This is a genomic window from Microvirga sp. HS2, from assembly GCF_055792805.1.
The window spans coordinates 1-20,170 of sequence record NZ_JBVVAJ010000004.1; the positions used below are offsets into that span (position 1 = coordinate 1).

Consider the following 20,170-nt stretch of genomic DNA (forward strand, 5'->3'; position numbering starts at 1 on the left):
GTGCGCTCGCGGCGGGTGAGATCGACAAGATAGCGCTTGAGCATGGGAGAGCCCTCCCTCAGATCCGCTCAGTTTACACCCCCTCGAACCATCCCGCAGCTCCCCTGTGGCAAAGGACTAGCGGCCCGACCTGCACGGTCTTTCGCACGAGACTGTAGAAGCCGAAGCTGAAAGCCAGCGTCAACGCGACCCACGGGATCTCGCCCGACGACACCGCAAGCAACACCACACCCGCGCCGGCGAGCCCGCAGGCAATGATCTGCGCCGGGTGAAGACGCTCTCTCAGGACGAGAACGCCCAGCGCGACATTGATCAGCGGGTTGATGAAATATCCCAGGCTTGTCTGGACGAGGTGCCCGCTGTTCACGGCCCAAATGTAGACCAGCCAGTTCATGCCGATCAGAGCGGCGGACAGACACAGCAGCCCAAGCCTGCGACTGAAAGCCAGAACTTCGATGAGTTGCCCTAACTGCCTGCGAAAGGCGATCAGCCCGAGCGCGAACAGCGTGGCCCATACGATTCGGTATGCGAGGATCTGGAGGGGCGGTACGGACGAGAGAAGTTTGAAGTGCAGTGGGACGACCAGACCCCACGTGAAGAAAGCGGCGAGCGCGTAAAGAATCCCGGTCCCCGCGGCTCCCGCCTCGGGCCGGGCCGAAGCCGGCGCAGTCTTGTCCTGGTGTTTCATGGGGTGCTGCACAGAATGAATACGATGGGGCCGCCGCCTGGGTCGTAGCCGGATTCGGCCCGCAGGGATAGTCGCACGTACCACAGTTACGCTTTCCGGATCGCTCTGACCCTGGTGCGCACGGCGTGGGACCACCGCCACAGCAGGCGCACCCATGGCAGGGTCGCCGACGGGGTGCCGAAAGGCGAAAACGCCTTGAATCTCAATTATTTAGAATAGTAAAATGGCGGAGACGGAGTCCGCCGAACCATAGTTCCTCCACGTCCACTGATGTCTACGGGCGCGGCAATAAGATCAGCATTCCTAGCATGATACGTCTTCCCGCGTCCGAGCGCGTCCGCTAGAATCCAGCTCATCGGGTGGGGAACCCGGTGGGGAAGCGGAGGGCCGAGCGATGTCCAAGCAGCTTCACAAGCTCAGCGCCAGAGAGGTCGCAACGCTGGCGAAGCCAGGGCGGCACTCGGATGGCGGAGGGCTCTATCTCAGCATCTCTGCCAACGGTGCCCGCTCCTGGGTCTTCATGTGGAAGGTCGCCGGAAAACGCCGCGAGATGGGCCTCGGATCGCTACGCGATGTCCCGCTCGCGAAAGCCCGCCAGAGAGCGGCCGATGCCCGGCAGAAGCTCGTCGATGGCCTCGATCCGATCAGCGTGCGGGACCGGCCGAAGGTGATGACTTTTGGCGAGGCGGCCAATGCATTCATTGACAGCATGTCCAGTTCTTGGCGCAACGAGAAGCACCGCGCTCAGTGGACGATGACGCTGACAGTCTACTGCGAGCCGCTCCGGTCCAAATCAGTCGCCGTGATAGAAACAGGGGACGTCCTCAAAGTTCTTCAGCCCCTCTGGACAACCAAGCCTGAAACGGCGTCGCGCCTGCGAGGCCGGATCGAGCGGGTTCTCGACTTTGCCCGCGCTTGCGGGCAGAGGTCCGGCGAGAACCCAGCTCGCTGGCGAGGGCATCTGGATGCCCTCCTGCCCGGCCGGCAGAAGCTCACACGAGGCCATCACAAGGCGATGCCCTTCGATGCGGTGCCCGCCTTCATGAACGCCCTGCGGGAGCGCGAGGGTGTTGCTCCCCGTGCTCTGGAGTTTGCCATTCTGACCGCTGCCCGCTCCGGCGAGGTGCTAGGAGCCTGTTGGAGCGAGTTCGATCTGGAGGCGCGGATATGGACTGTGCCCGCCGCGCGCATGAAGGCAGGCCGCACGCACAGGGTTCCGCTCCCCGAACGAGCAGTCGAAATCCTGCGCGACCTGGAGCGGGACAGAATCAACGAGTTTGTCTTTCCGGGCCTGAAGCGCAATCGGCCTCTGTCTGGCATGGCGCTGGAGATGGTGCTGCGCCGGATGAAGGTGGACGCGACGGTGCATGGCTTCCGGAGCGCCTTCCGTGACTGGGCCGGTGAGCGGACCGCATTCCCGCGCGAGGTCGCTGAGGCTGCTCTCGCTCACCTCGTCGGCGATGCAGTCGAGCGTGCCTACCGGCGCGGCGATGCTTTGGAGAAACGTCGCAAGCTGATGGAGGCGTGGGCGCGGTTCTGCGAACCGAGGACGGGCGCAGCCGTCGTCCCGCTTGACCGGCGCGTGGGGTAAGGTCGAAGGACATCTCGGCCCGTGCTAGTCAAGGGTTCCTTGCCCTGCGTCATGCCCGGACAATGGTCAGAAACAATGGCCAGAAATGACGCGCACAGCCGCTTCGTGCCTTTTCTGAGTTCTTCCCTCTAGGCGAAGCAGCTTTGCTCGTCCTGCGCCCGTTTTCGGCCATTCCTCGACTGCGGAGTCACAAGGCGTAATCGCTCCATCTGGTCGGCTGCCTTGATCCGCTCCAGGGTGGTGAGCAAACTCTCGCCCTGGAGTCGAGTTTCTGGACAGCGGGGTCCCGGCGCAGGGGCGGCAAGCCCGAGAGCCTCAGAATGGCCGATAGGAGTCTCTCGTCCGCGCTAAATCCGGAATGCAATTTATATGCGCGGCTTTGTCTCTGCGGCATGTTTGTGCGATGTGTGCCGCCGCCGTCTGTCGGAGAATGGAGACGTATCCAGGACGCCCTGGATGCGCATCGGCAGCTGCCGATGCCTCACTTTCCATTCCGGCCCCGAAAGCCAGGAGATAGTGAAGGCGTCCAGACCAGCATTCCATCGGCCCATTGGATCGAACCGCTGGCCATCCGGCCTTCTGCACTTCGGCGCTCGGGGCGGGGAACCTCCAGGGAGGACCCGTTGAGCACCAACGACAACGACCGCGAAATCGACGGCCTGTCGATCAAGGAGACGGCGCAAAAGTCGGGCTGCGGACGCAGCTCCGTCTACGCGGCCATCGCCGCTGGCGAATTGAAGGCACGTAAGCTTGGCCGCAGGACCATCATCTTGGAGCGCGACAGGCGGGAGTGGCTCCAGCGCCTGCCGCTGCTCAAAGCCAAAGCCTAACCGATCAGCTCTCGCGGAACCGTGCGAGAAAAGCCCCGCAGCAGACGGGGCATCTGGCGGGGCCAAGGAGATATCTGCGTGAAAACAAATATTGTCGCGCGCCCGAGGCTGCGCAAAGGCTGGCCCCGCTCGCTCACTCCTCTCGATGAGCAGCGCGCCGAGCAACTGCCTGACCTCCCGGTGACCATTGCCGAATGGCGGCGCAACGCCCGCGAGACTGTCCGTGTGCGGCTTGGCCGGTTCAACGGTCAGGCCACCGTCGACATCCGCTGCTGGTACAGCGACACGGCTGGCGAGCGGAAGCCAGGCGGGGGCGGCCTGACCCTTTCGGTCAAGCACCTGCCGACCTTGGCGGAGGCGCTGAACGATGCCCTCGCTCAGGCCCGTGCACTGGGTCTCCTGGCGGATGACGCTCCTTAACGCCACAATCATCGACAGCCGGACCACGAACTCCGGCCGCCGCAAATTCGGCGGCGCGCGACGGGCATTCGTGCTCCTGCGCCAAGTCCAGCGCCTTGCCCGCTGGCGGCTTGCTCAGGGCATCGTGATCGATGCCCACGCGCAGCGGCAGTTCGCCTGGGTCATGGCCAAAATCATCGCCTCGGCCGAACTCTCTTTTGCAGAGCGCCAGAAGCTCAACAGGCTGCAGGATCATGACCCAAGGCATGGTCTCGATTTCTTCACGCTCACCCGCGCTCTGAAGGATGCAGGTCTACTGGATGACGCAGGCTCCGGTTCGTTCGACGAAGCCGAACTCATGCCCCTCATCCACAACGTGCAGGCATGGCACGACGAACACCCGAACAGCCCTATCAGCGGCAAGGCTATCGGCAAGGCTCTCGCTCTCACGGCGCTGGAGCGGAACGAGGTCCAGTGCTGGAACATCGAGGCCATCGATGAGAGTAAACGGCAGCGTGAGACCCGCAACCGGGCGAGAAAGCGGCAGGCCGACTGGGAACGGGCATCTGTCCAGCGAAGAGAGGACGGGCGCATGCTGCGGTCCGAATTTCTCGCCCGAGCCGAGCGACGCCGCGCGTTTTGTGAGCAGCACGGGATCACCGACCGCACGCTCGGGCGGTGGCTCAAGCAGGGCAAAGCACGGATCGTGAACGGCGATGTCCGAAGTCTGTCGCTCTGCGATATACCTTTAGAGAGCGGCGCGACAGACTTCGGACATGGGGCTGCCGATCCCTCCGTCCCGCCACGCGATATCAGCTATTGGCTCCAGCGGCTCAACGAGTCCGACACGGAGTATTTCGGCCGGTCGCCATGGCCAGTGACTGAGGCTTCCGAAGCGGCTTAGTCGGGTTCTTGAGCCAGTACCGTCCGCCAAACCCGCCATGTCGGCGCTGGCGTGGCCTACGGCCACATTGGGCTGCCAGCCGACAGAGCGAGAGTCCAACCGGCGCGCCCTCCCGTTCCCCGCTCGCTTGCCTCCTCTGAAAACCACACACTCGCGACTGAGCGCAGCGAAGGAGCTGTGTGATGCTGGCCAGTCGCTCAGACAATACCGCGAGAGGGCACGAGGTGCGGGCAGATACCCCGCAGGTCTTGCGGCGGCTGGTGTTGTGACTTTCAGGTGGTCTCGCCACCGGAAGGAGATTCCGCTGGCCCACGGGAAGGTCGTCAATGCGCTGCCGAGGCTTGCTGGCAAGATTTCAGCGAGGTGCGGGTCGAGAGGTGTGGGCATCACGGCATCGCGCCTAGCGCGGCTCGTGGCGGAGCCGTTTAAACAGCTCGCATTCAACGGCTCGCACGGAATGCCGTCGGCCTGTAGGACCATGACTGCGCGGACGAGCCTACGGCATCGCATCCAGGATTTAGACTCGTCTTCCGCTCCAGGATTCAGACTACCCCAGCCCCGCTACGGGCGGAAATGATTGAAGCGGCATGGAGGTCGGCCGGCTTCTGCGGCTTGCTTTCGAGCCCTGCCGCTCGGGCGTCGGCACGCCAAGCCCGAGGAATTTTCGAGCACCATAAAAAGGGGGCGAGCCAGCGGCTCACCAGCATTTTGCGAGGCAGTCACGCGCGGGAAGGTCATCGGCGATGGCGGGGCTGGCAATCCGCCGGGTTTCTCGCGAAGACGTCGCAACAATCTATCACTTCACCGAAAGTAACGAGGAGTTTTTGCAGGCCCTAAAAAGGGCAAGGAGCTGGCCGACATCAACACGATCAATAGCCTGTTCAGGCGCGCCAGTGGCGACGACCAGCCGACCGAAAAGCTGACCGCGTGCCGCAGGGCGACGGTGTGTGGCGGCCGCTCCTGGCCAAGTTTCATGAGCAGTCAGCGCCACGGTTCGTGAGTTTTCCGAGGCCCTAAAAAAGGGCCCCGCGCGGGCCGAGGCTGGACAACCGAGCGCAGGGGCGTCCGGTCAATTTCGAAGGCCCTTTATGGAACCGGGGTCGGCGACGGCGAGAATAACTCTCTTTCTTACTTTCTTATCGATTTAGTCGCCTCACTGGAGCGGATGGAGCAGGAGGCATGCATCACGTCCGATTGTGGGCAGTAGGCAAGAACCCCCTTTTGCCTGAATAAGGCGCAAATCAATAGATTAGCTCATGTTTCAGGAACTCTCGCGTGGAGAAAACAAGACTAAAAATCCGAGAAAGATGACGCCGCCAATCCAGAGTGTGGTTTGCATAGTAACTACAGGGGCCACTTCAAACGCCTGTTGCCCTAGCTGAGATGTAATGTGTGCAAGATATATGCAGCCTGCAAAGCCACCTATGCCCCAGAGATAAAACATAATGAAAAACACTTTCCCGCGTAGGCCGAGCTTCGAAGTTGTCCTCTGCACTGCGTACCTCATCCCGGTAAGTATTGACTTATATCTGAAGCTAGGCTGCTATATTTACAGTAACCAAGCACTGTTTGGCAGCAAGTATCTCCAAATGGGTACCTCGATATTGATACGAAGCTTGGCTTGACAGCATCACCGCGGCTCATTTTTGCTATGTGAAGATTATCCGCTGGGGCGCGAGACCATGTTGCCATTCCCTGCATCGTTAACGAGCCGGATGCTTAAAACATTCGGCAGAGATACCCAGGGGGCCGCATTAATCCTTTTCACCATTATGGTGCCGGTCATCATCGGGTTCGTTGGTCTTGCCATTGATGCCAGCCGATACAGGCAACTCCAAACAGAACTCAAAGACTTGGCAGATGCCGCTGCTCTTGCAGGTGCGAAAGAATTGGATGGGCAACCGGCAACAGCAACAAGAGCTTCTGCCATACAGCGCGCCCGAGATGCCGCGATGAACCTCTTGGTGAATAATCCTCGCTGGGCTGATGACAATGGAGGATTACAGATTGGAGAGCCGAGATTTTTCACAAAGCTGGACCCGGATGTCGTTACCACTTCGTCGGAGGAAGCCTATTATATTGAGGTCACTACTACGACCCGGACGCTGACAGGATGGTTTATCGCTGCGCTAACATCGGATACGTCTCATACAGCCCGAGAAACATCCGTCGCCGGCACAACCTACGCCGCCTGTGACGTCACTCCCCTTCGCATCTGCTATTCTCCACCGTCGGACTTCAATCCAGCAGTCGGCACACAATTCCGTCTAAGGGCCCAGGGTGGGGGGACGAATGCGAATGGTGATTTCGCGATTGTTGATCCTCCAAACGACACTCAAAGCAATCGCGTTGCCCTCAACCTCGCATCCCCAAGCCCTAACTTCTGCTTCAGCAATGGAAATACCGTAACTCCTGGCAATAAGGTGAGTTCTGTTTGCGATGGGATGAACGTTCGCTTCGACATGTACCCGAGCGGCGGCAGCCCTGAAGTTAGTACGATCAAGACATTCCCGCCCGCGCCCAATGTATTGAAGGGCAACGCAGCCTTGGCATGCAATGGCAATAAGGTAGCCGAAAACCAGCTTCCACGCGACACCCTGTTCAGAACGACAACAAGTACTGGCTGGGAGGGCGCAGGTGATTGGAAGGATGGTACGGCGCTGGACAACTATTTGAACGCGCACCACAGCAATAAAACCCAGGCGTTCCGGGATCTCCTCAAAACCTCGACGACGCGCTACCAACTTTACCTGCGCGAGCTTGGCCTCGAACTCGCGTACGATCAGGACGGGAATCCGCTTCCCCCGAGCCCCATCGGGTCGGAACATCTTAGTCCGGGCGATCTCCCGACTATGCCAAATGCCAAGGAAAATCCGTATCCGACGAAGTACTTTGCCAATAATGGTGAGGCTGCGGCGACGAGTCTTGACCCGGATCGGCGCGTCTTCTTCGTCGCAATCGTCGATTGCTCCAATAATAGGGGCAATGCCACGCCGCCGCGCCGCTCGAACAAGTACGCCAGGATGTTCATGACGGAGCCTGTTAGCCCCCCGAGCCTGGGTGCGGAGCTTTACGCCGAGTTCGTCAATTTCGTGAAGCCCGGTGACGCCAGTGGGGTTCTGCACGAAATCGTTCAACTCTACCGTTGAGTCCCCTCCATGATCCGTTCTCTAAGACAATTTTGGAATTGCACCTCGGGGGCGTCGCTCGTTGAGGTGACGCTTGTGATGCCACTCGCAATTGCCTTGATGGTCGGTGGTGTCGAGTTCGGCAGGGCACTCTATGCCTACCACACGGCTGACAAGGCTGTGAAAAGTGCAGCGCGTTACCTTGCCAGGCTTCCCACGGCAGCCGTCAATCAGTCCTGGGCGCTCACGAACGCGCGCAATCTCGTTCTTACGGGAACGTTGGATGGCAGCGGAGGCCCCCTGATTCGAGGATGGTCGGATCCCAACTCGATCACCCTGACGGCCACCTCACCTCCCAACATCATCCATTTGGAAGCTCGGGTTCCTTTCAACACCCCGATGTTATCCGCAATCAATCTTCCAGAACTGATCACTTTCACGGTGAGACATGAAGAGCGTTACATTTCTGAGTAGGCTGCTGCGTGATAACGCGGGCGCATCACTTGTTGAGTTCTCGGTTGCATTCCCGGTTCTCGCACTCGTCGCGCTTGGCACCGTTGATGTGACGTATTTGCTTTGGGACTGGAACTCGGCTGCCAAGGCGACCCAGGTCGGCGTGCGCTTCGCGGCAGTCTCGGATCCGGCGGCTCAATACAGGGCCAGCGCAGGGCAAGGTGGACTACAGTACATTACTAAACTGGAGAAGAAATGGGATCTGGCCCACATGGGCGAGCCCTGTTTGACCGCCACAGGCAGCGAGGCAAGCTACTGCCCGCAGATCCATACGGTCTGTACGAGTGCAGGCTGCACCAGTCGTTGCACCGATGCGTCCTGTATTGGCGGGTACGAACTCAACGCAACTGCCTTTAATACCATCGTCGACCGGATGCAGCGGGTGTTTCCTCGCATTCAGCCGCAGAACGTTCAGATTACCTACAGAACAACTGGCCTTGGCTTTGTAGGGCGTCCCGGCGGGCTTCCGATGACAGTGACGGTCAGCCTCCGGTGCATGACGCATGATTTCTTTTTCTTGGATGGTTTGATGGGATGGCTCACGCCACCAGCCCCAGATGTTTGCACGGGCACCCCTGCTGGCTGGCCGGTGTCACCTTCGCCCGCAACGCTCATTACCGAAGACTTGGAGACAGTCTCAACTGGCATCTAGCGGCGGACACCCAGTTTGCAGTTTGTGCCAACCAAGTCGGTTGACCAACTCCACAGATTGATTGGCTCCCGTCTCCATAACGCCACGTAACGCAGGCCGCACCGTCTCAGAGTTATCGTCTTCCTTCGGCTCCTGGCTATGTGTCGACGAGCGGAAGTTGACTACAGCGAACGGCATACGACGGTTTGTGAATCTTCCGAGGCCCTAAAAAGGCCCCGCGCGGGCCGAAGCTGGATTGCCGAGCGCAGGGGCGTCCGGTCAATTTCGCGTAACATCTGCTATGAAAGCTGAGCTTCGATTGCGGTCTTGTCGATCACCGACCAGACTCTTTTGATCCTATCCGCCTTGAACTCATAGAAGACGTTTTCAGTGAACGACACGGCACGACCATTGACAGGCAGATCGAGAAAGCTGCCCTTCGGCGAGCAATCGAACTTGAGACGGGCGGCGATGAAGGGTGGCTCGCAAACCAACAGTTCGGCTTCAAAGCGGAGGTCTAGGATTTGCAGGAAATCGTTCTGAAGCATCGCTCGGTACCCTGCTGCGCCGAACGTGTGATCGTTATGGCTCACCTCGTCATCCACGAACTCGCCTAGGCGGGGCCAATCCTGTGCATTGAGGCAGTCAAGGTATGCTTGATAGATCGACCGGAGGTCGGCGCTGGTCATGTCTACCTCTCACGTCATGCGAGCTTCCGATAAGCGGGATTATAAGAACAGTCACCGTTGCTTAACCCTGCGGGACTACGAAGCGTTCAGGCCGCGTAGCGTACCAGGCTCAAAAACCCATGCCCCCGTTCGGATGCTCAGCCGGACGGAGTTCTTTAACGGGCTGTTAACCATCCTGCGGCGACCATGCCTTATCTGATCGATGCAGATCAGGGATCAGCACTCACGTCCAAAGCAGTCGGGGCGCGGATGTACCGCCTCGATTTGCTTTGGGGACGGGGGGCGAAGACTGCCTCAGGGCGCAAGCAGGATCAGGGCCAGGATGATTGATCTCTCGAATGCAGCGCAATGGCTCGAAGGCATCTTCAAAAACTTGCAATTCATCTGGACGTCTCCTGAAATCCTCTCCTGGTCCACATCGATTGCCTTGCTGCTGATCTCCTCAATCACCGTGTGGACTGTGAGACGGCGTCGACAGGCTGCTGTCATTGAGTGGCGTAGGACATTAGCATCTCGCGCACGTGCCTAATTTCGCGGAAGGCCGTTTAGGGAACCGCCATCTCAAGTCTGCTGGGAAGGAGATGCCGGCTGATCCAGTCCTGCGCCGCATCCAGATCAACAAAGGCGGGATGAGTGACCCCACCCGGCCGCCCAAAGACCACCTCCAGAAACCACTGCCACGGAACCGGAGCCGGTTGATGATATCCTCTAGCTGTCCATGTATGCTCAGCATGGATAGGAGCATCATGAAAGTTCTGGTCGTTGAGGATGATCCGTTTGTGCGGGAGATGGCCGTAACCCAGCTGGAGGAGGCTGGTTACGAGGTCATCGAGGCGGCCCATGGCGGGCAGGCTCTGAGGCTCCTGCAAACCGGGATCACCGTCGATGCCCTTATGACTGACATTCGGATGCCGGAGGTTGATGGCTGGAAGGTGGCCAGGGCCTATCGCGAGCGTTTTCCGCGACTGCCTGTCATCTACGTGACGGGCTATACGGAGCAGATGCAGCCCGTCCCAGGAGGGGTCATTGTCAAGAAGCCCTACAAGATGTCTCTGGTGATTGGTATCTTAGGACCCAACTCGGTTGAGGAGGCGTGATCCCGAGAAGCGCCTTTTTGAACAGTTTTTACGGTCGTGTGAGGATGTCGAGGATGCGCTCCCGCTGCGCGTAAAAGTAGTCGAGAACCTGCTCCAGCCCCTGCAGCACGGCCTTGGCTGTTTCGGCATCGAAACCCTGCTCGGTCATCCGCTCGATCCGGGCGACCTGCCTGGAGACGAGCCGCTGGGTCTCGGCGATATTCTTCTCAAGCTGGGCGAGTTCCGGGTGTAATTCAAACATGGTCGCCCATAAATCATGGGATCGGGTGCGAGTTCCCCAACAGATCCTGAATTTCTGATCAGCCCATTCGTAGAATACGATAGGCGTCGCTCAAAACTGGTGCAATTGCTCGCGGATCTCGGCAATAAAGTGGGAGAGAAGCGTCTTTCTGGTGGAGAGACGATTGGCAATCACTCCACAAATGTCTCTCGATGATGATCCTAAGTTAGGATCAGGGAACGACAGCGTGCCCCCTCCCTACGCTCAAACCTCCGATGGGCCAATTTCAGGTTTGCGTCTGCCGGTCTACGTCTGGAAAGTGCTCAAAGAGGAAAACATTGCTACCCTCGATCAATTGAGGGCGCTAGCCGGCAATATTGAGCAGGTGGTCCCAGGCATTGGTCCCAGGATGGCCGAAGCGATCAGAACAGAACTCGCCCGTGTAGCGGCACGCGAAGGCAACGCTGACGCGCCCCAATCGCCTGACACGTGATGGCGGGCATAAATTCCGAGAAGACGCTCCATGGAGCAGGTGTCATGAAATTTCATTAAATGGTACCGCGCCTATGGACGAACCCCTGATCAAGCGCGCAGATGCCGCTATAGCGGAGGCGACCCAGCTCCGTGAGGGGCGTCAGCGGTTCCGGGCCGAGGCCGAGCACCAAGTCGAACGGATGCACCAAACCGGGTGGAGTTGGATCCGCTGCTGCCGCACCTACCTGAGAAGCTTGGGGTCGTGAGAGGACCCCTCGCGCGAGACGAGGCGAAATGGTCTGCGAACAGCACCTTTTCAGACCATCAGGCCGGGTTGACCGGCCTGTTTCTACATAACTCCAGGTAACGCAGGTCGCACCATGTCAGAGCTGTCGTCTTCCTTCGGCTCCTGGCCATGTGTCGACGAGCGGAGGTTGACTACGGCGAACGGCATACCCTCAGGCAGCTCGTGCTCCTGCACCTGCTTGTCGCGCCACTTGCCGGGCTGCCGGTTTTTCAGCCAGTTCAGCGCCGCGCCCGCATCCGGCGGGACGTGCACGATGGTCTTTGCGCGGATGACGTCGCCCTGAAAGCAGAAGACCTTCTCGCTCTCGTACTCGTAGCCGCAGGCCCGCTTGTGGAAAGACACGGCAACCTCGCCATCGGCAGGCAGCTTGCCGCGCATGACCGCCTCGGAAAATTTGGGATGCTTCCTCTTCCACTCATAGAACGTGTCCACGCTGATCTCGAAGAAGTCCGCGATTTCCTCGTCCGTATGCTTGAGGAGCGCCAGCTTGTAGGCGTGATCCGGGTGGTAGTCCGGCCGGTATTTGGTCGGGCGTCCAGCGGGCATTACTCGCTCCTCATAGGAATATTGCGTCCCGGCTGTTCGAGCATGATGTCGTTCCAGAGCGCATCGTTGAAGGCTGCTGCGGCATGCGGGCCGATGGCCTTCATCTCCGTCATCTTGGCCTCCAGCATGTCCGCCAGCTCCGTGCGTCCGGTCCCGTGGCAGAACCAGAGCGCCCAGGTGTAGGCCGGATACGGGTCGCCCTTGGCGCTAAGTCTGGCGGCCTTGCGCCTGGCCTTCAGCCGAGCAGCAGCGAGGGCGTCGGCGAACTCGGGCTGGGCTCCTTCCCATTCGTAGATCACGTAGACGGGCACCTCAAAGAACCGGGCGAATGCCTCCTCCTCAGCCCCGAGACGGGCTAACCTCCAGACCTGCTCGGCATATTCCTGACGGTATTCGGGCGGTTGTCCTGATGCGAGGCCGGTCATGCTGTAAGTTCCGTCGGATCGATCCTAAGCGTAGGCAGGCTGACCTGCTCCTAGTTCTCTTTTTGTTCTATATCATGCCGATGGCATCCTGTCCTCGCCCAATTGACGGCAGCAAGATCAGGGCATTGTTCCTGTTTATCCACGTCCTGTTGGCGCAGCTTTTGTCTGTATTGGGCGTTGTATTTGCGAACCTTGAACGGGGTATTAGGCTCTTGCAGACGATGCGAGCTGCTCCAGCAGGCTAATCCTCAACCTGTACTCAAGCTGAATGGCTTTGTTGGTGAACGTTCAAACAGGGCAGTCCACGCTCAGACCTGTGAAGGGTTGGCTCATCCGTTAGCCAATACCAAAACAGAGAACCACACATGCGCCTTACACTTGTTCCGTTTGCTCTTCTTGCCGTCACGCTGGCTAGTTCGCAAGCCGGTGCAGCTGAAACCGCTGTGCAGGGTCAACTGCATTCGAAGACCGGCGTCGAGGCCAGCAAAGTAACGGCGGGGGCTCAGACCGATGGAAAGCTCAAAGCCTCTACGAGGATACCAGCCGCGGTGAGCGGCGCAGCGGCCAAGGCGAACGCGACCGGCGCTGCCACCGCTCAGGCCAAGGAGCAGAAGCTGCTAAAATCCGGCGCCACTGGCGGGGCGGCCGGAGGCGTGCATGCAGGCTCAGGAGCCGGAGCATCGGGTACGGCAAGAGGCCATGCGGGCTCCGCGAATACAGCCGGAGCGGCAGGAGCCGACGTGGGAGCCCGAGGCTCGGCGGGTGTCAATGCCAGCGCGGGCGGTTCCACGGGAGGCAGTGTCGGGGCGACTGCTGCAGGGTCAGGCTCCGTTGGCGCTGACATCGGCGGGGCCGCCGGTGGCGCAGCCGGAGGTGTCGGGAGCGCCGCCGGTGGCAGCGTGGGCGGAGCCGTAGGGATTCGCTGACGTGGCCAAATGACAGACAGGCGGCTGCATCCTGCAGCCGCCTTTTGCGTTGCTTGATGGTGTGGACCCGACGGGCGGCCTCTCCCTGTCAATTTCCCTGGCCATCACTGCATAGACATCACGCGCGGCACAGACACAGCGAGTTGCGCTCCCCTGTCCCGTTCGGCTTTACCCCGAATGGAGCTTGTTTTTGTTGCCATTGATGTGAGCCTTGAGAACTGGTGACGGATTGAACGTGACGACCCGCCGCGGTCCAATTGGCACCTCTACTCCTGTTTTAAAGTTGCGGCCCACCCGCTCCCCTTTTCTGCGCACCGTGAAGGTGCCGAAGCCTGACAGCTTCACATTCTCACCTGCTGCCAGTGCCGCCCGAATCTCCGCAAGAACCTGTTGGACAAGCTCGGCTGACTCGGCATGGGAGAGGCCGAGTTGCTGGCGCACGGCCTCCATCAACTCCTCTCGGGTTACGGTCTGGCCCGCCATCATCCTGCTCCTGCCAACGAAAACCGCTCTAGCGCGAACCGAGGTGCTGTCTCAGGAAGGCCGCCGCAACCCATTCCTAGACAGGCAGCAGAGTGCCTGATTGGCCGGGATATGGCTGTATCGGGAAGGTCACAGGGATCTTTCTCGTGCGTGCATCCATCGGCGGGCAATAGCTCAGCTTTGACCGGCAGAGAGGGATTTATCCTTTGCTAAGCATAAGATGAGCCTCCTACGCATTCTGAATATCTTTCTAGGAATGTGCCGGAACCTTGTCTTTCGTCGGGCGTCATCTAGCCACCTCGGCCGCTCTTCTGCGGCGGGCCTCCATCAATACCTGCTTATGTAAGGTGAATCATGATGCGTTCGCACGCTCTCGCTTTGTCCGGTGCTGCCCTTCTCACCCTCTTCTCCTCGCCATCGTTTGCTCAGACCATTCGTTCCGGCCTGCAATGCGTGCCGGATGTCGCCAACGCCTCTCTGTATCAGAACTGCCGCCTGCGCATTGTCGCGGGCCAGGAAGTGTGCCGCTGCGCAATTCGCCCGCAGGCTCTGCGGCGGTTGGATCATATCCGTGATCAGGATGCGCTCGCCACCGGCTCGGTCAATCGGAGCCTGACGGGCAGCCGGTTTGGTGAGGGAACTCCTGGTACCGGCGCGGCAATCGGCGGAGGGACCCTTGGCAGTGGGTCGACGGGCAATAGTGCAACAGGCGGCGCTGTGGGCGGCGGCTCCGCAGGTCGCGGCACTGGTGGCTCGGTTGCCGATAACGGCGGCAGGACCGGCAGCGGGAACATGGGCAGTGTCGGTGGCGATGTGGCCGACAGCGGCAGCAACGGTCGTGGCAACGGGCCGGGCAACAACAATGGCTTGGGCAATGGCTCGGAGCCCGCCGACAACACCGACACTGACGTGAAGGGTACCGATCCTTCCAATCCGGGCGGCGGAGGCGGCAGAGGCGGCAACAGCGATACCGGCAGGGGCGGAGGGAACGGAGGCAGGAAGTGATAAGTGGCGAGTTGCATGTCGAATCGGTGGTGCCGCTGCGCAACTCGTCCGCATACGCTCAAATGAAATTCTGTCTGTTTCTATTCATGCGTGAGCGGAAACTGGCAGTCTTTCTTCCTCTGAGGAATTACTCCGGCCGAGATGTTAGGATTATCCACTTGGCATAAAGCTTTATTCCAGCCATGGGCTATGGTGGGGCTCTGGCGAGCTTTCGCAGAGGACCCGCCAGGCGCAAGGGGAAAGCAGGAGCTGCCGCTGGGGGCAGGGTCTGCACAGTGAAGGGGCCTGCTGTTTGGATTGATCCGCAGCGGCCCCTGATCCTGATCGACGGGAAGATGAGGCTCTCATGATCGTGTTGATGGTTGCCGCCGTGATCGGCGGTGCGGGGACTTTCGTCGCGCTCTGGTCCTACGGCTTCCTCATCGCTCTGATCGGGGCACTGTTCGGTGGAAGCCTCATCACGCTCCTGGCGGGCCTGCTTGTGGCCTTCCTGCGGACTCGGGCCGAGCAGAGGCAGGAGCCCATCACTCAAGCTCCTCAACACGACATACGGGCCGCCGCGTAGACCCACTCCCGGTCTGGCGCGGCCCTGGCTCGCCGCAGCCTCTCGCGGGGCCGCAGTGACTTGGCAGAGGCGATCCGGCCCTCCTCCGCGAGGACCGGATGGGCGCGGCCCGTTGCCAGAAGTTGAACATCCGGGTCAATGCGGATGGTGTCGAGCCCTGGGGGGCAAGCCGAGCACCTTCGGGAACTGGGCTGCGATTATGTGCAGGGTTAGCTTTATTCTCAGCCGTTATCCGCATCACAGGTGCCGTGGCTGCTCTCGGCGTGGGATGCACAAGGGGGTGGGCAGACGCAACCGAGTTAGCCGCACAGGCTGTCGGCTCGTGGACGCAAGACTGTGCTACGCCGGAGTTTCGGCGCTAATGCCGAGAGGAACTTTCTGAGTATGGATCGTTGAGCGGGAGGCTCTCAATGACGTGTCCGGCGTCATCCGTGATGTCCAGCCTCCAGCCCTGCCACTCAGCAGCCGACAACGGGTCTTCAGCCTGCAGCTCCTGAACAACTTCCATGGCATAGATCACGGCAGCCTGAATGTTCGTGACCAGAACCCCCTCCTCGTCGCGGATCATGTCCTTTCCATTGCTGAGATTGAAAAAGAAACGGGAGGGCATTTGGGACGATCACAGCAGCCAAATCGGGAATCCAGGCGATCCAGATCGATAAACATATGTTAGTTTTCTTCAACCCAGAAAATGTTCTGCAACTTTATCTTGTGTTTCAGCTGAACGGTGAAGCATCCAATCAGCTGGTGGCGGCAATGATCGATGTACCCCAAAGCGCGCATAGTGCTCTTTGCACTGTTACATATTGCAACCGTCGCCTTGGATTAACTACGCTGCCGTTCGTAAGTATCCTGAGACCGGAGTTGCTTTTCCATGGTGCAGGACGGCGGTCGTCCTCAACAGCCCGACGCCAACAGCGAGCGCCAGCGCGTCAAAGAGCATGTCAGGCGGATGCTCCGTAAGACGGCCGCAGAATCGAAGCAAACCTCGGATCCCAAGAAGCCTGAGTGAAGTCGCCTTCGGGCACAAGTGCGTCGATCCCGCTGTCGTATCCAGTGGTTACGTCTCTTCCATGACACGCCCGAGACCCGATCCATCTCAAGAGGATCTATCCGGTGTGGAGTCTTCCCTCAAAATTCGGCTTTGCCCCCTTGGACAATCATCCTATCTTTCGCGTCCATGTCAGAGCCCGATATCATGGCTGCGCCTCCTGTGGTCCTCATCGTCGAGGATGAGCCGCTCGTCCGCGCCCTCGCTGCCGAGGTTTTCGAGGAAGAGGGCTTCGAGGTCATCGAGGCTTCGACGGCTGATTATGCCATGACTATTCTCACCACTCGGGACGACGTGAGCGTGCTCTTTACTGACGTTGAGACACCCGGCCAGTTGAACGGCTTAGATCTGGCCCATGCGGCCAAGACGCTGTATCCGCAGATGGTGGTGATTGTCGTCTCAGGCAAACTGCCGTCCGGCTTTAGCGGAGTGGCACCCGAGGCTCGCTTTGTACCGAAGCCTTATCGGATGAATAACGTGATCTCGATGATCCGCAATGCGCTCGACGAGCGACCAGATCAAGCATAGCAGTACCCCCTCTGCAATTGATCGTGAGTGAGATCAGACCTACCATTACGGCCTATCAGCGCCTGATCCAGACGGCGGCGAGACAGAGCACGCCCATGAAGGATCGGGTGGTCCTCTCGTAGCGAATTGCAACGGCGCGCCATTCTTTGCGCCTTGCCCAGAGCCTCTCGACGACATTGCGGGTGGTGCCGATCCACTCCGGACAGGCCACCGGCGCCTCTTAGCCTTGGCCAGGATCGCCGGCCTCGAACCTCCGCCGCAGATCCTGCGGCGGTGTGTCGCCCTTGGAACGGCATTGCTCCACCAGCGGCTCTAACATGGCTCCTTCCCAAAAACAGGACGAGCAAAACGCCTCTAAGTGCAAAGAGATCAAGACATGAGTTGCCGTAAATAATTGTCAATTATTGCCAATACATTCGCCCTCCAGAAAACCAATAAACAATTCGGATAAGCATATATATATTGAGTAATACCGAAGGGGTATATTTATTTCCAAATCTTCGGATGTTAAGACTATTTCCATATCGCTAACTGTCAGGCCCGCATCGCAGCGGTTTTGCAAAAAAGACAGGGCAAGTCGCTTAAGGAGCGCAGGACTGCAGTTCTGACGCCTGTTCGACCAACCTCGGCGAAAGCCATTTCACTCCTTCAACAAAGGCCCGAGCACACGAGGATGGCCTTGCGTGCGAGCGACAGAACATGAGTTTTCGAATGCTTCTTTCCACTGCTGATCTTCCTCTAACGTTCACCGAATACCTCGCCGCGAAAGGTATCTACGTCGAAAAAATCACCCAGAGCGAGTTCTCTACAAATTATACGGCGTGGCTTACCTCGGTTTTTAATAACGACGCCGTACAAAGCTGGCTGGCTACGAAGGGCTATTCCTTCTCAGATGGGCAATTCACTGTTGCCATCAACCAGAATAGTGCATCCTTTCTGCCGACCATCTCGTACAAGTCCGGCGGGGTGACGATTACGATAGATCAAGCTACGCTGGACGCATTATTTAGTACGAAGGACTCGATTGAGGTTACCACCGGGAAGGTGTCGCAAGAGCGCTGGTACGCTGATCTTAATGAAGCGCCAGTTATGCACCTCAGTGACCAAACCTTCCAAGAAGATCACCCAGTATCCTTCTCCATCGCCGGCAAAATTACAGATGCCGACAGCGCGAGCCTGACCTACACCGCAACTCTCGCGAACGATGCCTCCCTGCCCTCATGGCTCACGTTCAACGCCGCAACTCAGACTTTCTCGGGCACTCCACCGCAGAACTTCAACGGCGAACTTATCCTCAAAGTCACGGCAAACGATGGCCTGCTCTCGGTATCCAGTACCTTCAAGCTAATTGTCGAGAACGTCGAGGACGAGGCCACCGGCTCGTTCAGCTACACCGGCACGGCGCAGGAAGGCGGCAGCCTGACGGCGGCGCTGTCCGCCACCGATGAGGACGGGGCGATCACCTCCACGACCTACCAGTGGCAGGTTTTCGACGGCACCACCTGGACCGACATCAGCGGCCAGAACACCGACACGCTGAGCATCCCGGACGACCAGAGCCTGGTCGACAAGGACGTGCGCGTGGTGGCGACCACCACCGATGCGCGCGGCGGCACGACGGTGTTCGAAGGCGCGGCGCACACGATCGAGAACGTCGAGGACGAGGCCACCGGCTCGTTCAGCTACACCGGCACGGCGCAGGAAGGCGGCAGCCTGACGGCGGCGCTGTCCGCCACCGATGAGGACGGGGCGATCACCTCCACGACCTACCAGTGGCAGGTTTTCGACGGCACCACCTGGACCGACATCAGCGGCCAGAACACCGACACGCTGAGCATCCCGGACGACCAGAGCCTGGTCGACAAGGACGTGCGCGTGGTGGCGACCACCACCGATGCGCGCGGCGGCACGACGGTGTTCGAAGGCGCGGCGCACACGATCGAGAACGTAAACGATTTACCTATCTTCGGAGGCCAGAATACAGGTCAGGTAACCGAGGACGGCACAACCACGACCAAGGGCCTGCTCACCATCTCCGATGAGGACGGCCAGGACTCGTTCAAGGCTGGCACATTCACCGGCACCTATGGCTCGCTCGCCCTGCTGGCGGATGGCAACTGGATCTATACGCTGAATAACAGCACGTCGGTGGTTCAGAACCTGACCTCTGCGGATCACAAGACCGAGACGTTCGCGATCCAGGCCGAGGACGGGACCCCGCACTCGATCGTCATCACGGTCAATGGTGCCGACGAGCCGATAACCTCAACGGCTCCGACCAACGTGACCTTCAATGCGACGGCTATTTCGAACGCAGGGCCACCGTCCGATCTGACCGGAAAGGTGCTTGGCTCATTCTCGGCGACCGATACGAGCCCGAACAATGGGATTGGGATTACCTATACCCTCAAATCCGCCACTCTAGACGGCTCAAGCACATCGGTCAGCAGCCTGTTTCAACTGACCGGCTCGGACCTCAAAGTTCTGAGCAATCTTTCACCGGACTCGGTATACCATCTGACCGTCACAGCGGCCGATGGAGCGGCAGGGACCGACTACTCGTTCAACATCATCGTAGGCAAAAACTCCGCCGACAGCCCTTTGAACGGTTCGTCAACCCCTACACCGACCGACGTGATCTATGGTCTTGGCGGGAAGGATGTCATCTTCGGCGGTACTGGAGCCGATCAGATCTTCGGCAACACAGGGGATGACGATCTCTATGGCGGCGCTGGTGTCGACAAGCTCTGGGGCCAGGAGGGTGCGGACCGGTTCTTCTTTCGGGCTGACGAGACAGGAACGGGAGCAGGCAATCGTGATCAGGTGATGGACTTCAGCATTGCACAAGGTGACATGCTTTGCTTCGACGTGCTGAATCCTCAGACGACGCAGAATTGGAGCGCGACGACGGTCAACGGGAACACGATTATCTTCGTTGAGAATCTGGGCGAAGTTGAACTTGTAGGGGTGAACCTGACGAAGTCCGCATTGACCAACTACGTCTTGTTTTTCTAACAAACTTAGCATTAGTGGATGCCCGGACGCCATAGCCCGGGCATCACCTTGCTACGGCCTGTTAGGGCTCGATCCAGGCGAGAGTGGTGACTGAACAGCGGATTTCATGATACCCGAATAGCCGTTGCCTTCTTTGCTGCCGAGTGCCTCTACAA

Annotated in this window: 21 protein-coding genes and 1 pseudogene; 14 read left to right on the forward strand and 8 right to left on the reverse strand. The window is 59.3% G+C overall.

Annotated elements, in window-relative coordinates; all coding sequences use genetic code 11:
• Positions 1-73: 73 nt before the first annotated feature.
• A complete protein-coding gene (gene rarD / locus ACS5Q0_RS04985) occupies positions 74-688 on the reverse strand; it encodes an EamA family transporter RarD (RefSeq protein ID WP_473125505.1) in 615 nt (204 codons plus the stop codon).
• Between the two features lie 394 nt (positions 689-1,082).
• On the opposite strand from rarD, the gene ACS5Q0_RS04990 reads away from it, so the two are divergent.
• The 7 genes from ACS5Q0_RS04990 (at position 1,083) to ACS5Q0_RS05020 (ending at position 8,705) form a co-directional block, all read left to right on the forward strand.
• Positions 1,083-2,279, forward strand: coding sequence for a tyrosine-type recombinase/integrase (locus ACS5Q0_RS04990; protein WP_473125506.1), 1,197 nt, complete (start codon positions 1,083-1,085; stop codon positions 2,277-2,279).
• 623 nt (positions 2,280-2,902) lie between these two features.
• Positions 2,903-3,109, forward strand: a complete 207-nt coding sequence (locus ACS5Q0_RS04995) for a helix-turn-helix domain-containing protein (protein WP_473125507.1) — start codon at positions 2,903-2,905, stop codon at positions 3,107-3,109.
• A gap of 78 nt (positions 3,110-3,187) precedes the next feature.
• Positions 3,188-3,529, forward strand: a complete 342-nt coding sequence (locus ACS5Q0_RS05000) for a transcriptional coactivator p15/PC4 family protein (RefSeq protein WP_473125508.1) — start codon at positions 3,188-3,190, stop codon at positions 3,527-3,529.
• Complete coding sequence (locus ACS5Q0_RS05005) at positions 3,477-4,412, forward strand: hypothetical protein (protein ID WP_473125509.1); 936 nt, start codon at positions 3,477-3,479, stop codon at positions 4,410-4,412. Before ACS5Q0_RS05000 ends, ACS5Q0_RS05005 begins: the two co-directional genes overlap by 53 nt.
• Positions 4,413-6,127: 1,715 nt before the next feature.
• Positions 6,128-7,561: a TadE/TadG family type IV pilus assembly protein gene (locus ACS5Q0_RS05010; RefSeq protein WP_473125510.1), complete on the forward strand. Its 1,434-nt coding sequence runs from the start codon at positions 6,128-6,130 to the stop codon at positions 7,559-7,561.
• A 9-nt stretch (positions 7,562-7,570) separates the two neighbouring features.
• Positions 7,571-8,014: a TadE/TadG family type IV pilus assembly protein gene (locus ACS5Q0_RS05015; RefSeq protein ID WP_473125511.1), complete on the forward strand. Its 444-nt coding sequence runs from the start codon at positions 7,571-7,573 to the stop codon at positions 8,012-8,014.
• Complete coding sequence (locus ACS5Q0_RS05020) at positions 7,989-8,705, forward strand: TadE/TadG family type IV pilus assembly protein (protein ID WP_473125512.1); 717 nt, start codon at positions 7,989-7,991, stop codon at positions 8,703-8,705. Before ACS5Q0_RS05015 ends, ACS5Q0_RS05020 begins: the two co-directional genes overlap by 26 nt.
• 278 nt (positions 8,706-8,983) lie before the next feature.
• Here the strand turns inward: ACS5Q0_RS05020 and ACS5Q0_RS05025 are convergent, their stop codons facing one another.
• Entirely contained in the window at positions 8,984-9,373 is a 390-nt protein-coding gene (locus tag ACS5Q0_RS05025; protein ID WP_473125513.1) for an ester cyclase, read from the reverse strand.
• Between the two features lie 746 nt (positions 9,374-10,119).
• Here ACS5Q0_RS05025 and ACS5Q0_RS05030 point away from each other — a divergent pair.
• On the forward strand, positions 10,120-10,470 hold the full coding sequence (locus ACS5Q0_RS05030) for a response regulator (protein WP_473125514.1): 351 nt from the start codon (positions 10,120-10,122) through the stop codon (positions 10,468-10,470).
• A 28-nt stretch (positions 10,471-10,498) separates the two neighbouring features.
• Here the strand turns inward: ACS5Q0_RS05030 and ACS5Q0_RS05035 are convergent, their stop codons facing one another.
• On the reverse strand, positions 10,499-10,711 hold the full coding sequence (locus ACS5Q0_RS05035) for a hypothetical protein (RefSeq protein WP_473125515.1): 213 nt from the start codon (positions 10,709-10,711) through the stop codon (positions 10,499-10,501).
• 163 nt (positions 10,712-10,874) lie between these two features.
• Between ACS5Q0_RS05035 and ACS5Q0_RS05040 the strand changes: the two genes are divergently transcribed.
• A complete protein-coding gene (locus tag ACS5Q0_RS05040) occupies positions 10,875-11,183 on the forward strand; it encodes a ComEA family DNA-binding protein (RefSeq protein WP_473125516.1) in 309 nt (102 codons plus the stop codon).
• A gap of 330 nt (positions 11,184-11,513) precedes the next feature.
• Here ACS5Q0_RS05040 and ACS5Q0_RS05045 read toward each other — a convergent pair whose 3' ends face one another.
• Both ACS5Q0_RS05045 and ACS5Q0_RS05050 read right to left on the reverse strand, forming a co-directional pair.
• Positions 11,514-12,017 carry a helix-turn-helix domain-containing protein gene (locus ACS5Q0_RS05045; protein WP_473125517.1) on the reverse strand — a complete coding sequence of 168 codons (504 nt, stop codon included), beginning with the start codon at positions 12,015-12,017 and terminating at the stop codon, positions 11,514-11,516.
• Positions 12,017-12,442 (reverse strand): hypothetical protein, encoded by a 426-nt coding sequence (locus ACS5Q0_RS05050; RefSeq protein WP_473125518.1) that lies wholly within the window; start codon positions 12,440-12,442, stop codon positions 12,017-12,019. Before ACS5Q0_RS05050 ends, ACS5Q0_RS05045 begins: the two co-directional genes overlap by 1 nt.
• A gap of 365 nt (positions 12,443-12,807) precedes the next feature.
• On the opposite strand from ACS5Q0_RS05050, the gene ACS5Q0_RS05055 reads away from it, so the two are divergent.
• Positions 12,808-13,368, forward strand: coding sequence for a hypothetical protein (locus ACS5Q0_RS05055; RefSeq protein WP_473125519.1), 561 nt, complete (start codon positions 12,808-12,810; stop codon positions 13,366-13,368).
• A gap of 168 nt (positions 13,369-13,536) precedes the next feature.
• On the opposite strand, the gene ACS5Q0_RS05060 is transcribed toward ACS5Q0_RS05055, so the two are convergent.
• Positions 13,537-13,851 carry an integration host factor subunit alpha gene (locus ACS5Q0_RS05060; protein WP_473125520.1) on the reverse strand — a complete coding sequence of 105 codons (315 nt, stop codon included), beginning with the start codon at positions 13,849-13,851 and terminating at the stop codon, positions 13,537-13,539.
• Positions 13,852-14,205: 354 nt separating this feature from the next.
• Here ACS5Q0_RS05060 and ACS5Q0_RS05065 point away from each other — a divergent pair, with 354 nt between their 5' ends.
• Positions 14,206-14,856 carry a hypothetical protein gene (locus ACS5Q0_RS05065; protein ID WP_473125521.1) on the forward strand — a complete coding sequence of 217 codons (651 nt, stop codon included), beginning with the start codon at positions 14,206-14,208 and terminating at the stop codon, positions 14,854-14,856.
• A 346-nt stretch (positions 14,857-15,202) separates the two neighbouring features.
• A complete protein-coding gene (locus ACS5Q0_RS05070) occupies positions 15,203-15,421 on the forward strand; it encodes a hypothetical protein (protein WP_473125522.1) in 219 nt (72 codons plus the stop codon).
• Positions 15,422-15,779: 358 nt separating this feature from the next.
• On the opposite strand, the gene ACS5Q0_RS05075 is transcribed toward ACS5Q0_RS05070, so the two are convergent.
• Positions 15,780-16,031: a DUF6894 family protein gene (locus ACS5Q0_RS05075; protein ID WP_473125523.1), complete on the reverse strand. Its 252-nt coding sequence runs from the start codon at positions 16,029-16,031 to the stop codon at positions 15,780-15,782.
• Positions 16,032-16,619: 588 nt separating this feature from the next.
• Here ACS5Q0_RS05075 and ACS5Q0_RS05080 point away from each other — a divergent pair.
• Entirely contained in the window at positions 16,620-17,000 is a 381-nt protein-coding gene (locus ACS5Q0_RS05080) for a response regulator (RefSeq protein ID WP_473125524.1), read from the forward strand.
• Between the two features lie 55 nt (positions 17,001-17,055).
• Here the strand turns inward: ACS5Q0_RS05080 and ACS5Q0_RS05085 are convergent.
• Positions 17,056-17,255, reverse strand: a pseudogene (locus ACS5Q0_RS05085) (transposase); the annotation flags it as partial.
• Positions 17,256-17,711: 456 nt separating this feature from the next.
• Between ACS5Q0_RS05085 and ACS5Q0_RS05090 the strand changes: the two are divergent.
• Positions 17,712-20,015, forward strand: coding sequence for a VCBS domain-containing protein (locus ACS5Q0_RS05090; protein ID WP_473125525.1), 2,304 nt, complete (start codon positions 17,712-17,714; stop codon positions 20,013-20,015).
• The last annotated feature ends 155 nt before the right edge of the window (positions 20,016-20,170 follow it).

Excerpts from the sequence above, each read along its gene's own strand:
- rarD (WP_473125505.1), bottom strand. The coding sequence starts at position 688 with ATGAAACACCAGGACAAGACTGCGCCGGCTTCGGCCCGGCCCGAGGCG.
- ACS5Q0_RS04990 (WP_473125506.1), top strand. The coding sequence starts at position 1,083 with ATGTCCAAGCAGCTTCACAAGCTCAGCGCCAGAGAGGTCGCAACGCTG.
- ACS5Q0_RS05005 (WP_473125509.1), top strand. The coding sequence starts at position 3,477 with ATGCCCTCGCTCAGGCCCGTGCACTGGGTCTCCTGGCGGATGACGCTC.
- ACS5Q0_RS05010 (WP_473125510.1), top strand. The coding sequence starts at position 6,128 with ATGCTTAAAACATTCGGCAGAGATACCCAGGGGGCCGCATTAATCCTT.
- ACS5Q0_RS05015 (WP_473125511.1), top strand. The coding sequence starts at position 7,571 with ATGATCCGTTCTCTAAGACAATTTTGGAATTGCACCTCGGGGGCGTCG.
- ACS5Q0_RS05020 (WP_473125512.1), top strand. The coding sequence starts at position 7,989 with ATGAAGAGCGTTACATTTCTGAGTAGGCTGCTGCGTGATAACGCGGGC.
- ACS5Q0_RS05025 (WP_473125513.1), bottom strand. The coding sequence starts at position 9,373 with ATGACCAGCGCCGACCTCCGGTCGATCTATCAAGCATACCTTGACTGC.
- ACS5Q0_RS05030 (WP_473125514.1), top strand. The coding sequence starts at position 10,120 with ATGAAAGTTCTGGTCGTTGAGGATGATCCGTTTGTGCGGGAGATGGCC.
- ACS5Q0_RS05035 (WP_473125515.1), bottom strand. The coding sequence starts at position 10,711 with ATGTTTGAATTACACCCGGAACTCGCCCAGCTTGAGAAGAATATCGCC.
- ACS5Q0_RS05045 (WP_473125517.1), bottom strand. The coding sequence starts at position 12,017 with ATGCCCGCTGGACGCCCGACCAAATACCGGCCGGACTACCACCCGGAT.
- ACS5Q0_RS05050 (WP_473125518.1), bottom strand. The coding sequence starts at position 12,442 with ATGACCGGCCTCGCATCAGGACAACCGCCCGAATACCGTCAGGAATAT.
- ACS5Q0_RS05055 (WP_473125519.1), top strand. The coding sequence starts at position 12,808 with ATGCGCCTTACACTTGTTCCGTTTGCTCTTCTTGCCGTCACGCTGGCT.
- ACS5Q0_RS05060 (WP_473125520.1), bottom strand. The coding sequence starts at position 13,851 with ATGGCGGGCCAGACCGTAACCCGAGAGGAGTTGATGGAGGCCGTGCGC.
- ACS5Q0_RS05065 (WP_473125521.1), top strand. The coding sequence starts at position 14,206 with ATGATGCGTTCGCACGCTCTCGCTTTGTCCGGTGCTGCCCTTCTCACC.
- ACS5Q0_RS05070 (WP_473125522.1), top strand. The coding sequence starts at position 15,203 with ATGATCGTGTTGATGGTTGCCGCCGTGATCGGCGGTGCGGGGACTTTC.
- ACS5Q0_RS05075 (WP_473125523.1), bottom strand. The coding sequence starts at position 16,031 with ATGCCCTCCCGTTTCTTTTTCAATCTCAGCAATGGAAAGGACATGATC.
- ACS5Q0_RS05080 (WP_473125524.1), top strand. The coding sequence starts at position 16,620 with ATGGCTGCGCCTCCTGTGGTCCTCATCGTCGAGGATGAGCCGCTCGTC.
- ACS5Q0_RS05090 (WP_473125525.1), top strand. The coding sequence starts at position 17,712 with ATGCTTCTTTCCACTGCTGATCTTCCTCTAACGTTCACCGAATACCTC.